This is a genomic window from Emticicia aquatilis, assembly GCF_014644295.1.
Classification (GTDB): domain Bacteria; phylum Bacteroidota; class Bacteroidia; order Cytophagales; family Spirosomataceae; genus Emticicia; species Emticicia aquatilis.
This window is the reverse complement of the sequence record NZ_BMKK01000008.1, coordinates 173,729-188,167: the sequence shown is the minus strand read 5'-3', so window position 1 is coordinate 188,167 and position 14,439 is coordinate 173,729. Positions and strand designations below refer to the sequence as shown.

At 38.3% G+C, this 14,439-nt stretch carries 12 protein-coding genes; 7 read left to right on the top strand and 5 right to left on the bottom strand.

Going from position 1 to position 14,439, the window contains the following annotated elements:
- The first annotated feature begins 31 nt into the window (after positions 1 to 31).
- From IEX65_RS19135 to IEX65_RS19125, 3 genes are all read left to right on the top strand, one after another.
- On the top strand, positions 32 to 862 hold the full coding sequence (locus IEX65_RS19135) for a lipoprotein signal peptidase (RefSeq protein WP_188768302.1): 831 nt from the start codon (positions 32 to 34) through the stop codon (positions 860 to 862).
- 7 nt (positions 863 to 869) lie between these two features.
- Positions 870 to 1,130 carry a hypothetical protein gene (locus IEX65_RS19130; RefSeq protein ID WP_188768300.1) on the top strand — a complete coding sequence of 87 codons (261 nt, stop codon included), beginning with the start codon at positions 870 to 872 and terminating at the stop codon, positions 1,128 to 1,130.
- Positions 1,131 to 1,237: 107 nt separating this feature from the next.
- Positions 1,238 to 1,990: a hypothetical protein gene (locus tag IEX65_RS19125; protein ID WP_188768297.1), complete on the top strand. Its 753-nt coding sequence runs from the start codon at positions 1,238 to 1,240 to the stop codon at positions 1,988 to 1,990.
- A gap of 22 nt (positions 1,991 to 2,012) precedes the next feature.
- Here IEX65_RS19125 and IEX65_RS19120 read toward each other — a convergent pair whose 3' ends face one another.
- The 5 genes from IEX65_RS19120 to IEX65_RS19100 form a co-directional block, all read right to left on the bottom strand.
- On the bottom strand, positions 2,013 to 2,753 hold the full coding sequence (locus IEX65_RS19120) for a hypothetical protein (protein ID WP_188768295.1): 741 nt from the start codon (positions 2,751 to 2,753) through the stop codon (positions 2,013 to 2,015).
- Positions 2,754 to 2,859: 106 nt separating this feature from the next.
- Complete coding sequence (locus IEX65_RS19115) at positions 2,860 to 3,549, bottom strand: HAD family hydrolase (protein ID WP_188768292.1); 690 nt, start codon at positions 3,547 to 3,549, stop codon at positions 2,860 to 2,862.
- Positions 3,550 to 3,667: 118 nt separating this feature from the next.
- Positions 3,668 to 4,585: a right-handed parallel beta-helix repeat-containing protein gene (locus tag IEX65_RS19110; RefSeq protein ID WP_188768290.1), complete on the bottom strand. Its 918-nt coding sequence runs from the start codon at positions 4,583 to 4,585 to the stop codon at positions 3,668 to 3,670.
- Between the two features lie 19 nt (positions 4,586 to 4,604).
- Positions 4,605 to 5,381, bottom strand: coding sequence for a phage tail-like protein (locus IEX65_RS19105; RefSeq protein ID WP_188768288.1), 777 nt, complete (start codon positions 5,379 to 5,381; stop codon positions 4,605 to 4,607).
- Between the two features lie 252 nt (positions 5,382 to 5,633).
- The gene (locus IEX65_RS19100) at positions 5,634 to 6,986 is read right to left on the bottom strand and encodes a M24 family metallopeptidase (RefSeq protein WP_188768286.1); all 1,353 of its coding nucleotides are present in this window, start codon (positions 6,984 to 6,986) and stop codon (positions 5,634 to 5,636) included.
- 135 nt (positions 6,987 to 7,121) lie between these two features.
- Between IEX65_RS19100 and IEX65_RS19095 the strand changes: the two genes are divergently transcribed.
- The 4 genes from IEX65_RS19095 (at position 7,122) to IEX65_RS19080 (ending at position 14,412) form a co-directional block, all read left to right on the top strand.
- The gene (locus IEX65_RS19095; RefSeq protein ID WP_188768284.1) at positions 7,122 to 9,515 is read left to right on the top strand and encodes a TonB-dependent receptor; all 2,394 of its coding nucleotides are present in this window, start codon (positions 7,122 to 7,124) and stop codon (positions 9,513 to 9,515) included.
- A gap of 65 nt (positions 9,516 to 9,580) precedes the next feature.
- A complete protein-coding gene (locus IEX65_RS19090) occupies positions 9,581 to 10,711 on the top strand; it encodes a DUF4249 domain-containing protein (RefSeq protein WP_229250780.1) in 1,131 nt (376 codons plus the stop codon).
- A gap of 146 nt (positions 10,712 to 10,857) precedes the next feature.
- The gene (locus IEX65_RS19085) at positions 10,858 to 11,994 is read left to right on the top strand and encodes a DUF4249 domain-containing protein (protein ID WP_229250778.1); all 1,137 of its coding nucleotides are present in this window, start codon (positions 10,858 to 10,860) and stop codon (positions 11,992 to 11,994) included.
- Positions 11,995 to 12,030: 36 nt separating this feature from the next.
- The gene (locus tag IEX65_RS19080) at positions 12,031 to 14,412 is read left to right on the top strand and encodes a TonB-dependent receptor (RefSeq protein WP_188768282.1); all 2,382 of its coding nucleotides are present in this window, start codon (positions 12,031 to 12,033) and stop codon (positions 14,410 to 14,412) included.
- The last annotated feature ends 27 nt before the right edge of the window (positions 14,413 to 14,439 follow it).

Below are 14,439 nucleotides of genomic sequence, written 5' to 3'. Positions count from 1 at the left end.
TAAATTATTTTTAGTAAATAAAATTTCACGCATGTCTGACATTGCTTTAAAAGGAAAATCTCCCTACAAGTATTTATTCTTGACACTAATATTGATTCTGGTTGACCAAGCAATCAAACTTTGGATGTATTATGATGTTTTACCAAATCATTATGGCGAGATTGACCTTATTCCTGATTTTTTCAAACTGCACTATGTAGAAAATAAAGGAATGGCCTTTGGTATGGAACTTGGTGGCGAGTACGGAAAACTAATCCTGACAACCTTCCGCTTGGGTGCAATGGTTGGAATCTGCTGGTATTTGGTACATTTGGCACAAAGAAATGCACATTCGGGCTTGCTTTGGTCGATAGCCGCAGTTTTGGGTGGGGCAATCGGTAACGTAATTGATAGTACTTTTTACGGTGTCTGGCTTGGAAATGCTCCAATCGGAGCTTCTACGCCGTGGTTTCATGGGCAAGTTATTGATATGTTTTATGCTTATGGCCTTGACGGACAATACCCCGACTGGATTCCATTCATCGGTGGAGATTTCAACACTACACCAATTTTCAACTTTGCCGATGCTTGTATTTTCTGCGGAGTTGTGAGTATCTTGATTTTCCAACAAAAATTCTTTGAATTCGACCACGCTCAAAAGGCTTCAGTAATTGAAGAAGAAAATGTTAATAACGAAATTTTAAGTAATGAAGAAGTTTCAAGCGAAACACTCGAAGAAACTTTAGAAGCAGAAGAAAATCTGAATAATGAAATCAACGAAGAAATTACAGAGATTGTAGCCGAAGACCAGCAATTTAGATTAACCGAAGAGCCATCGAAAGATATAAGTGAAGATAATTCGGAAGTAGAAAACAAAAAATAATAAAATCATGACATTCTTATCAAGTCAAAATTTTAAGTGGATAATCGTTGTATTATTTTTAGGACTTATCATTGCTCCTGCACAAATGCCTTCGCCAACATTTAAGTCAATTGCACTTGGAGTTTTGGGCGGAGGTTGTCTGTTTTTTGAACTTCTTTCACTCAGAAGTCTCAAAAATAATAGCGAAAATTATCGTTCAGAATTTCGTCAGACGGTCTTGCTTATCTTTCTTACAATATTATTATTGATAGTAAACTTAGTAATTTAGTAACACCTATTTTTACTAAACAGCCGTGAGTTTGCGTTAGATAATTTAGAATCTATTATATGTAAAAACTGTTGGCTATCTGCCACAAATTTTATATCCCTAACTCTATGAAAAAGCTGACGAGCATTTTTTTGTGCCTAATCGGAACTACGGTTTTGGCACAAAATAGTATGATGCAAAATACTAAAGATGCACTTAATGTAGGAGGATTAAAGGTTGGGCAACACAACTCAACCATGCTTTATGGTTTTGATACTCGCACAACTGAAGTGCTGGGTTCTTACTATCTCGACCAAGACTGGTCGCTTGCTACCGTCAGATTTTACCCCAAGACTATCTCAACTCCCAAAGGGACTGTTAAGCTCGATTCGCTTACTGATGTTCAGATTAGAATTATTTTGTATGGAAATGATGTAGAATTTAATACGCCCGAAGGCGTAAAAGTTATTTCGGGAACACTTATCAAGAGTTTTACATTACAAAAAAACAATCAACTACCTAAAAACTACGTAAGTACACTTGAGTTTGTTGATAATTACGATAAAACAAAACCAAGCTTTTTTGAATTACTGGTTGATGGCAAAATAAAATTACTTGAATACACAAAAGTAAATATCCAAAAACCCGACTACGTAGAGGCTTTTAATACTGGTAGCAAAGACATCAAAATAACGAAAGATAAGCAGTTGTTTATCACTCAAGGAAACGAAGTTTTGAAACTTAGCACCAATAAAAAAGAAATATTGGAACTGATGTCGGATAAAAAAGCTGAGGTTGAAGCATTTATCAAACAAAATGATTTATCAGTAAAAGACCGAGTTGATTTATTACAAATATTCAAATTCTACAACGGAAAATAAGCTTTGTAGAGAATTTGAATTTCTATACAAATCTCTTCACCAAAGCCCGCATTACTAAGTTAAGTATAAGATTAGCAACAAAACCGATTGCAAATGCTGTGGCTATCGGAAAATGAGGTAATAGTCTTGCTTGTAAATACAAAAAAGTAGCAAAACCAATAAACCCTGTTAACATCCCTCGAAGAATAATCGAAGTTCCATACGCTCCTTGTGTGTAATGTGTAAATGCAGCCAAAATCGCAGTTATAATAGGAAACGGCGTAAGTATTCCGCTCCAAGTTGGTCCCAAAATTTTTGCCAAATAGGTTATTAACGCCACAAAGACCGTAATAATAACCATTCGGAAATAAATGTCGTATTTGAGGTTTTGGCCTGTGTTTGTCTTCGCATCTAACTTCGGGAATACTATTAAACCAAGCAAACTTAAAACCACGGCAAATATAAACCAGCCATCTAAGCCAATGAAATTTTCAAACATTTTAAGTAAAACCGTCGTACCTACAAATGCCAAATATGCCAGCAATAAGCTCACATACCACTTCGATTTAAGTGCTGAATAAATATAAGCGAAACAAAAAGCTAATACACCAACAACGCCCATCATAATGCCTTTTACGCTATTTACCGCAAAATCAACGCCTTGTTCGAGTGTAAAAAACAGCATGATTGGCCCTGCAATCCAAGGCATACTGGCAATCATCCCTCCTACCAAATTTCCCCATTTCTTACTGGCAATCGTTACCCCTCCAATGACTAAGGGCATCATTATGATTTTAATCAAAAGTGTATTCATACAAAATAGTCAACATTCCACGGTCAATAGTCCACAGTAACAAGCCCTAAACTAAATATGTCATAATTATAAAATATCAAGATAGTAAAACCTCCGTCAATTCAGCAGTGGTTGTTAAAACCAAATTGGGCATTAGTGCTTCTAATTCTTCTCTTTCGCCAAAACCACACAAAACAGCAACTGTTTGAGTTTTTGCGTTTTTTCCTGCCATCATATCAACGGTAGTATCACCAACCATTATACAGTTTTCAATCTCCACTCCCATTTGTAAAGCCGCCCAAACGAGCGGGTCAGCAAACGGTTTTGTATGCGGACAAGTAAGGGCGGTGGCTACACACTTGAAATACTGAGCTATACCCGCTTGTGCTAAAAAAGCCTTTATGGTTTGTTCATCGCCTGCACTTGCCACTGCCAACGGATAATGTTTGGCCAACTCTACAATCATTGACTTAATACCTTCAATGGTTTGAAAGTTTTGAGTATTCTTAAAGGGCTTTAAAAGCCATCTGATTCCTTGAATAACTTGATGTATGAATTTATCCCAGCCCCATTTATCAGCATAATGCAATATAATTTGTGCAGGATTTTCCATCGACATCACAATACGTCGAGCGGCGGTTTGAGCATTTTTACTTGAAATCAAGAACTCAAATTTCAATAAAAACAATTCTATGCTTCGCACAATTTCATCGTCTGTATCACGGAGCGTTCCGTCAACATCGAATATAATTGCTTTTATTTTTGTTTTATCAAGTGTTGACAGCATGTATTTTAAATGTAAATCAATACAAAAGTACCAGTTTTAGTTTAGAATCTATTTAAAATAAAGGCAAAAGACTTGGTGTGATACCAAGTCTTTTGCCTCTTCATATTATCTATGTACTTCATTGTTTCGATATAACCTGCATTGGTTTGTTTGCAGCATTTCCTGCAATAGTATTATTACCAAACGAGATAACTTTCCCTAAACCATTTCCGATTCCGAAAACATTATTATTAAAAATATTTACATTCGATAATCTTATGATTGAGGCAACATCATTGGCTATAATGGCGGTACTGTTATTCGATACGTTTGAGTTCTCAATGTTTATTTGAGCTGTATTTTTTGCTCGAATTGCAGTTGAATTATTCGAAATGTTCGAATTTGTAATTGTTACAAAATTCATAGCCGACTGGTTAGCAGATACGCTGGCATCGGCCACAACATCTATACCTACCCCTAAATTACTTATTTTCACATTGTTTAACGTTGCTTTTATGGTGTCGCTTGTTGTACTTATGTATATACCTGTTGCTGCTGTTGAAGGCCCATTAATGCTTGTATTTTCTACGGTCAGTATTCCTGCCGCAGTCTTAGCTACATCTATTCCTTTAGTAGTAAAACCACTTATACTACAATTTTCGATGTGTAATTGTCCACCTGCTAAAAATCTAATCCCATTAAGTCCACTTGTAGTACCATTAATCGAAATATTACGAATAACTACAATATCATTTACGCCAGCATTTACATTTATTCCATTAGTTCCTGCACTCAAAATTCCTGCAAGAGTACCATCTCCATTTATTGTAATTGCCTTAGTGATAGTGACAGCTCCATAACCACCAGGGTCTAAAACTGAGATTTCTCCTCCTGCTGCGGTTTTTGAGATAGCCCCTGCAAAAGTTTTACAAGGAGCAGTTCGGCTACAAGGATTAGCATCATCGCCTACGCCTGATACCCATGTACGGGTTGCTTGGCCAAATACAGCAATTTGGCACAATAAGGTTATTAAGTAACAAATAAATATTTTTTTCATGTTGATTCAGAATTAGGTTTTAAAATCGACGAATGGCTCTTACTCTTGCAGTAGCACTCTTAGATTGCAATGAAGCTACTCCAGAACTTATTATAACTTGATAAGCATTTAGCGAAGTATTTTCTGGATTAGTAACACTCTCTTCGGTAGAACTCCAATAATTAGCTCCAACAGTAAGGGCTGGAATAACCCCCACTTGCTGAAACATTTTAGTCATTTCATCTTTTGAAGGTAAATACCAATCTCCAAATCCACCACTATTGTTTTGAATAGCAATACTTGCCGCATAAGTACCTGCACCTTGTTCAGTATTTATACGCTCAGTATTATTAAATCCGCTATAAATACCACTACGAATAGCTAAAGTATTTATATAATTTCCATTATACCAAGCTGCCGAACTCTGGTCAGAAAGTGCCGCAACTAAGCCATGTTGTCCAGATTCATCGACGTAGAAAATTACTCCTCCAAACTTGCTTTGACCAACAGAAAAAGCAGGTGTTACAGGTGCTGATGGTGGTACAAACATCGGAATCCATGATGACCCACTGAAACTATACGGGCCTGCTCCAGAAGTACAATCAATACAATAAACCACAACGCCAACAACAAGACCTGTCATATTGTTCCGTTGAGTTTCGTTCATACGAGGAGGTAAAAGCCCTTTAGTGGTACTTTGTGCGTTGAGAATGGCTGAACTATTACTGGGGTCAATCAATACACTTTGAGCTTTTGCCTGCTCATACAACCCACATAAATAAATCAGCAACAACCAAGTGAGATGTTTTCTTTTCATTTTTTTGTGTTGTTAAAATTAGAAATAGCTTATTTAATCCCTTGTTTGGGGATTTTAGTGATAATGTTTTTATGGACGTTTAGTCGGAGATGTGTAGTCTCAAAAGAAGTCCGCAGCAAAGTACGTTTAAAACAACAGCAAAGTAGGGAGTAGAAAAAAGCGATTCGCTCTTTTAAAGAAAAGCGAATCGTAAGGCAATTTATTGATTATGATTTAATATTTAGAATTTTCTACGAAAAATTACTCAAAAACTTATTTCACTCCGTTCAAAACTCTCGGAATCGGCAAAATTTCGGTTTGACGGCCATCAATGTATCGAAATCCTTTTTCATCAAAGAAACCATCTTCTTCGAGCATAATTCTGATAGTTTTTTTCCATTCAGCCAATTCTACCGAAGCATTTAGTTCGATTGAATAAGCAGTATTTAGATTCATTGGATAATCTCCTGCTCCGATGGTTTTCCCTTGATTATCCCACATACCGATGGTTGGGCCAGCGGCGTGACCGTGGTTTCCGATGGGGTGTGTATAAATTGTGCCTTTCAAACCTTGTTTTTTAGATTGTTCGAGGGCTTTTGCCAAAATATCATTACCACTCATACCCGCTTTAAAATTATCGGTCAAACAGTCTTGTACTTGATTGCCTTGCTTAAAAGCTTTTTTCAGAAACTCAGGTACATCACTTTCGCCTGCACGAAGTACGTAAGCATGTTGCTGTTGGTCAGTGTTGAGGCGTAAATAAGTAATGCCAAAATCGCAGTGAAGCAAATCACCTGGCATAATCACTTGTTTTTGTGGGCGTTTGGAGAAAGTACGTAAATGGTCAAAATTTTCGGGGTCATAGCGTTGAATATCGACCGTTGGGTGAAACCAAGTTTCCAAACCCAAATCAGTTACTCGCTGACGCATCCACCAAACTACATCATCGGTAGTGGTGATACCTGGTTGAATAACTTTATCAGAAAATGCTTCTTGAATGATTTCGTGCGAGATACGGCAGATTTGTTGATATATGGTCATTTCTCGCTCAGTGCGAGTTTCGAGCCAATTTACGGCCAAATTTGATGCAGAAACTACTCTACTCTGAAACTCAGCAGGTAGTTTTTCCATAAATTCTTTCTGCTCTGTATAAGTCAAGCCATCGGCATGAGCGTAATATTTTGAGAAGTTTAGTCCAATTTTTTTCGGATTTTTCTCTTTGATAGTTTTCATCAAAGCGTCCCATTGGTCTGGATTGGTATTCAAATCCCATTCACCTTTTAGTAAATTCCCGACGTCATAACGAGCTATTGCGTACCGTTCGACACCTTCCTTCTCTCCTTTGTCAAAAAACACCATAATAGTTCGACGGCGAGCCGAAAGCCAAACCGCAGGCAACATGGTTTTCATTACGGGGTCTTCGTTATATTCTCTCGAAATAATCACCCACATATCAATGCCTTCTTTTCGCATTAATTTGGGTAATAGATTCGTCATTTTGTCTTCGAGCAATTCGTCAATAACAGCAGCTCGCTCTCTTTCGGATAAGATTTTGGGAATGTTGCTTTGAGCAAAGTCCGTGAAGCACGACAAAATTAAAGTGAATAGTAAAATTGTTTTTTTCATGATGAAGGTAGGCTTGGAAATGTCAATTCTAAAATTCAAAGATAAACGCTACAACTCAAAAAACAGCTAACCAGCAGAAATATTCAAAGATTTTTATACATTTGAACACATTTATATTCAACCACTTTAGATTAGATGAAGTACCTCTCACTTACTTATCTTTTTGTTATCATTTGTAGCCTTTCTGTTTTGGCACAGAACAAAACTCAAACTATCAGAGGAACAATCATTGACCGTGTTACTCGCCAACCAGTTGTTGGAGCTTCCATTACAGTTGTTGGCACTACACAGGGCGGTATAAGTGATGTTTCGGGCAATTTTTCGATTCCAAATGTAAGTATCGGCCGACGTGCAGTTAAGTGTACTTCTATTGGTTATGAAACTTTTTCGAGCGAAGAGTTTATTTTAAACTCAGTTAGAGAAGTTGTACTGACGATTGATTTGAAAGAAAGTACAGGCGAGCTTCAAGAAGTAAAAATAACTGCTTCACAAAATACCAGTCGGCCAGTGAATGATTTGGCGTATGTCAGTGCGAGGTCGTTTACTACCGAAGAAACCGAACGTATTCCTGCGTCGGTCAATGACCCTGGGCGTATGGCGATTTCATATCCTGGAGTGAAAGCAGGGCGTGACGAAACCGAAAATAAAATTATTGTTAGAGGAAACTCTCCTTTTGGGATTTTGTGGCGACTCGAAGGCATTGATATTCCGAATCCGAATCATTTTGCCCAACCAGGCTCGGGTGGTGGTGGCATTACGGTTTTCTCGGCACAATTAATGAGCCGTTCCGACTTTTTTACGGGCGGAATGCCAGCTGAATATGGAAATGCTTTATCGGGTGCTTTTGATATTCGTTTTAGAGAAGGAAATCAACAAAAACGTCAGTATAGAACTAAAATAGGTGTTTTAGGACTTGATTTTTCAACCGAAGGTGCCATTCAAAAAGGACGCTCTTCGTATCTGGTCAATTATCGATATTCTACCTTAGGTTTATTGAGCCAAATGGGCATTTATTTGGTTGGAGAGCGTGTTACTAACAACTTTCAAGATTTATCATTCAATTTGGCATTTCATAGTAAAGATGGCAAAAAAACAACAACGATATTTGGCTTAGGCGGCTTGAGCAAGGAGCATTATATGCCAGTTGAAGACCCTGAAAAGCGTGTTTTGGGAAAATCTGATAACTGGGAAGACCGAATAAGACCCGCCAATATGGGTGCTGTTGGCGTAACATACAACGCCAATCTCAATGCAAAATCTTCTTTGAAATTAGTAATAGCTGCCATTGGTAGCTCTATCAACCGTACGGCTGATACGCTTAACCGCCAAAATGTACCGTATCGCTACGAAACCCAAAAATATGAGGAGGCTCGATTGGCAACTTCGGCGGCCTATAATTATAAATTCAGCAGTAAAACCCGATTAAAAGCAGGGGCTATCATAAACTTTGTTGATTTTACATTCTTCAAAGAAACCGCACCTCGTACCAATGTTTCAGACATCAATCAGTTTAATGTTGGTCGGCAAACCTCAGTAAACGGTAGTGGAAATACTCAGACTGGGCAGGCTTATGCCCAAATCGTACAGAATGTTGCCAAAGGTTTAACTATGAATGCTGGTTTGCACTTTATGTATTTGTTTCTGAATAAAACCTCATCTTTAGAGCCACGTTTTTCGATTCAATATCGCTCGCCTAATGCACATAGTGTAAGTTTTGCGTATGGTCTTCATAGTCAGTTTTTACCTATGAGTGCATATTTTTATGTAAGAAAAGATAGTGTTGATGGAAAAGTAGTTACAACCAAGGCAAACGCCAATCTGCAATTTCCACGCTCCAACCACTTCATCCTTAGCTACAATTATATCACGCCTAAACTTTGGAAGTTTTCGATTGAAGCCTACTATCAATTATTGAATCGTGTGCCTGTCGAACCGAAAGCGGGTTCGACCTATTGGATGTTGAATTATGCCGAAAGTTTCCCCGAAACTCCAACTGTGAGCCAAGGAAAAGGAAAAAACAAAGGCATTGATATGTCGATTGAGCGTTTTTTCTCGAAAAAATATTACTTACTCATTACAGGTTCCATATTCGATGCTAAATATCAAACCTTCGATGGAAGCATTTATAATTCAGCATTTAATGATAGATTTAGTACAGCATTAACTTTTGGACGAGAATTTACCTTTAAAAATGGCTCGGTTTTTCAAGTCGGAGGGCGTTCGATTTTCAATGGAGGGTATCGCTATACCCCAATCGACGAAGTAGAATCAGCCAAACAAAAACGCTATGTGGCACTTAAAGGGGCTGATTATTCGGCGTATGCTCCTAATTATTTTAGAATAGATGGACGGGTATCGTACCGTAGTAATCGCAAGAATACAGCTTCGGTTTTTTCGCTTGATATGCAGAATGTCACGAACCATATTAATTATACAAGCGTTCAGTACAATAGTGTAAACAACAAACTCGAACCCCGAAAATCAGGCAGTGGTTTAGTGCCAATTTTAAGCTATCAACTTGATTTTTAAGACAAACGAAAATCATTATTAAATCACAATCATTCAAACATTTTATATCAAAAAAGGCACTTACCATGAACAGAAATATCATACTATTGATAGCCACAATAGCCTTATGGATTTGCTCTTGCGTTGAGCCTTTTAATCTAAACATCAAGAGTACTTTACGCCTACTCACCGTAGAAGCTACCCTAACCGATAGTAGCGACGAACAAACAATTAGTATCACTGAATCAGTAAATTCATTTGGGAAGGTAGTTGCATTTCCTGTGCTGAAAGTGTCTGCCGAATTAGAAGTGAACGGAACCACAAGAATACCTTTCATAGAAAAAGGCTTAGGAAAATATGCTCTTCCTGCAACATTTCGAGCAAAACCAGGTAATACTTACAAATTAATTTTCACGAAAGCCGATGGAACGAAATACGAATCGAGTGAAGACAAAATGTTTACTGTTCCCGAAATCATCAATGTACATGATAAGTTTGTATTCAATGGTATAGAAAGAAGTTTTGGCTATGAACACGCCAATTATGTATATCTCGATACAAAAGACCCCGTTGAAGAAAAAAACAGTTATGTCTGGTCATGGCAACTATGGGAACGCCAAGATGTTTGTTTTACGTGTGAAGGTGGTCGATATTTTGATACGCCTCGCCCATCTGGCTGTAAAACCGAAAGAGGATACGAAGGTATTACTTATGATTATTATTGCGATGGAAACTGCTGGGAAATGTTTTTCAGCCAAGAATTAAACGTTTTTACTGATATTTACACCAATGGTAACCCAATTAATAATCGACTTATTGCAAAAATCCCCTACTATAATTCATCGGGAGCTTTGATAGAAATCAAACAACAATCAGTTTCACCGAGTGCATATCAGTACCTAAAACTCCTTGCCGAACAAGTACAAAACAACGGAAGTTTGGTTGATACCCCTCCTGCTGCACTGGTTGGTAATGTTCGTAATGTCAGTAATCCGCAAGAAATTGTTGCCGGATTTTTTATGGTTACTGGGGTTCGATATGTCAAGTATTGGATTGACCGCAAAGACCCTATTGCACAAAAATTAACCCCGACTGGTCTGCGTGACCACTCCATACGAGAAGAACCCATGAGCGATATTCCTGGTAGGCCACCGCTCACTCCATGTATATTAAGCCCAAGTCGTACACCCTTTAAGCCCAAAGGGTGGCGTGATTAATTTTCAGATAAATTATCAGAATTATCGGTAAAAAGCTACACAATCTATTGATTCATCTCATAATTAGGCTTTAAGCATCTTTTAATTTCAATCATTCCTTAGAATTCTTATATTTGTCAAAAATACATTTATTCAATTCTACTAAAGTGATAAACAAAAAAATTACGCTATTAACCATAGCACTGGGCTTATGGGTGTGTTCATGTGTCGAGCCTTTCCAGCTAAATGTTGAGAGCGTGTTAAGAATTCTGACGGTTGATGCCACACTAACAGATACTACCGACGAACAAACCATTTCTCTTGCTGAGTCGGTCAATTCAAATGGTTCGGCTTATTCGCAACCTATATTAAAAGCAAAAGTTGAGGTAATTGTTGGTGGAACTGAGCGTCTTTTGCTCACCGAAAAAGGACAAGGCATCTATGCACTTCCAAGCACTTTTAAGCTTCAACCGGGTGTAAATTACAAATTGGTATTCTCGAAAGCCGATGGCACACAATATGAATCTGCCGAAGACCAAGTAACCAAAGTACCAGAAATTATTGGGGTTCATGATGAATTTAAAGTTGCTGGAATAGAAAGAGGAAATAACTATTTCGACCCTGGTAATTATATCTATCTTGACACCCAAGACCCCGCCAATGCCAAGAATAACTATTTATGGACATGGAAACTCTGGGAACGCCAGAATGTATGTGCCACTTGCTATAATGGTCGCTATTTCTTGAACCCTGCTCCTGCTCGTTGTCGTGAAGAAAGAGCTTTTGCGGGTCAGACCTTCGATTACTTTTGTCCGGGAGATTGTTGGGATATTTTGGCCAGCAAAGATTTGAATGTTTTTACTGATATTTATTCAAACGGCCAGCCGATAAATAACCGATTAATTGCCAAAATACCTTACTATAATGTGCGAGGTGCATTGATTGAAATCAAACAACAGTCTATTTCGCCAGCAGCTTATCGTTATTTTAAATTATTGGCTGACCAAGTTCAAAACAACGGTAGCTTGGTTGATACTCCGCCTGCGGCACTCATTGGAAATATCAAGAATGTGAATAACCCGAACGAATCAATCGCTGGCTTTTTTATGGTAGCGAGTGTGCGTACGGTAAGATATTGGATTGATAGAAAAGGAGCTGAAGGTAAAAACGTTAATCCAATTGGGTTACTTGACCATCCGCTAAGTCCCGAACCGATGGGAAATGACCTCACTCGTCCTCCTTTTGCTCAGTGTGTGGCAAGTCAAACTCGTACACCGAGCAGACCTAATGGTTGGTTAAACTAATATCCCAATTTTACATCTCTTGATACTGTTTCAAATATGAAAAAAATATACTTAATTCTAATTTTCCTTGTCAGTCTCACGGCTTCTGCTCAGGTCAATTATCACTTTCGTGGCTACATCCGTGATACTTTAGATGGAAGACCATTACCAAAAGCCTCTATCAATATCGACTTTGGGAAATTTGGAGGATTGACCGATGATAAGGGACATTTCGATTTACTATTACCTTCGGGCGAACACGCCATTTCAGTAAAATTTGTGGGTTATCGACCTTTGAGAGAGGTGATTTATTTACGCAGAGACATTGAAAAGAACTATTCATTGCGTTTGGTTGAAAACGAATTAGAAGAAGTAATTGTATCAAGCAAAGGTGCAGAATCAAATATCCAGCGTCCACTTCTGGGAGTTAATCAACTCAGTATCAAAACCTTACGAAAACTACCTGCTGCCATTGGCGAGGTAGATATTTTGCGTGGATTACAAATGCTACCGGGGGTTACGAGTGTTGGGGAAGCATCAAACGGGGTAAATATTCGTGGAGGTACGACCGACCAAAACTTATTATTGCTCGACGATATTCCGATTTTCAATCCAACTCACATGTTTGGTTTGTTTACCGCTTTTCCGTCAGAAGCAGCTTCGAGTGTTGAAGTTTACAAAGGAAATACTCCTGCCCGATTCGGTGGACGTGCAGCCTCAGTAATGGATGTTTCGCTGCAACAACCATCGCTTGACAAATTCAAAATGAGTGGTGGTATCAGCTTTGTTTCAAATCGTCTGACGGTCGATGCTCCAATCATTAAAGATAAACTTGGCATCATGGTTTCGGGGCGTGCTTCTTACAATGATTTTTTATTGCCTGTTGTTTCGCCCAAACTCAATGATATTAAAGCCAACTTTGCCGATTTAGTGAGCAAGATTTTCTGGAGAGTCAATAGTAAAAATACAGTAACGGCATCGGGGTATTATAGCAAAGATTTTTTCCAAACAAAACTTTTGGGAGCAATCGGAGCTATCAATGCTACCTCTACTCAGTATGATTACCGAAGCAAAAGCTTTTCGGCTCGATGGTTTTATGCAATAAACAATAAGTTTAATTTACAAACAACTGTTGTATCGGCCGATTATGTACCTAAAACTTTACTTCCCGAACTCAACTCTACTAATAAAGTAGTTTTACAATCGGGTATTACTTACAAACAACTTAAAAGTAATCTAAACTATTCGTCCGAAAAACACCGCATAGAAGTTGGTGTAAGTGGAACACGATACGACATCGACCCAGGTCAATTAATTCCAGGCACAAGTAAAAGTGTTTTATCGGTTACTACTCCAAGAGAACACGCTCTCGAAACCGCTATTCATGCAGAAGATGAAATAACTTTATCACCTAAGGCTACGCTTTCGGTTGGAGCGAGATATTCTCAGTTTTTTGCTCTCGGGGCTGGCACAGTGCAAACCTACGCAGAAGGCGAGCCAAGAGATGCGTTCTCGGCGAGAGATACTCTTGTTTATGGCAAAGGTCAAGTAATGAAATCGTATGGTGGAGTTGAGCCACGTTTGGGAGTGAAATATTCCTTGAATGAACGTACATCAGTGAAATTTGGGTATAACTTGATGCGTCAATATATGCAAGTAGTAACCAATACCACTACGCCATTGCCAACCTCTCGTTGGAAAAGCTCAGATATACATATCAAACCACAAGTTAGTACATTGCTTTCGGGTGGACTTTTCCATAACCTAAGAGGAAATATTTACGAGTTTTCGTTAGAAGCCTATTATCGCCTGACAAACAACATTATTGATTATAAACCTGGTGCAGATTTCTTGTTAGACGGACACCCAGAAACTCAGCTTTTACAAGGTAAAAATCGCTCGTATGGTTTGGAAGTAATGTTTTCTAAGAAAAAAGGAGAAACTACTGGTTGGATAAACTATACGTATTCTCGTTCGATGAATAAAGTTTATGAAGGAAGTGGGTTTGGAGAACAAATCAACTTTGGTAATTGGTATTCAGCCAATTATGACCGCCCCCACTCTTTCAATGCCTCTTTAATTATCAATCAAGGAACTCACCACGATTTTTCATTTAATTTCTCATACAGCACTGGCCGTCCATATACTTTACCCGAGGGATTCATCGTGTATCAAGCTCGAAGTTATCCATACTATGGTGTACGTAACAATGCCCGCCTACCCGATTATCACCGCCTTGATTTTGCTTGGAATATCTATCAGCCAGGCATGAAAGATAAGCGATTCAAGAGCCATTTTACCTTTACTGTCTTTAATGTTTATGGTAAGAAAAATGCGTATTCGGTTTTTGTACGTAGTACGGGTACTGCTATTAACTCATATAAATTAGTAGTTTTTGGTTCTCCGATACCTTCTTTGTCATATAATTTTAAATTCTGATAATTAGTTGGGGCTTACAATAAGCCC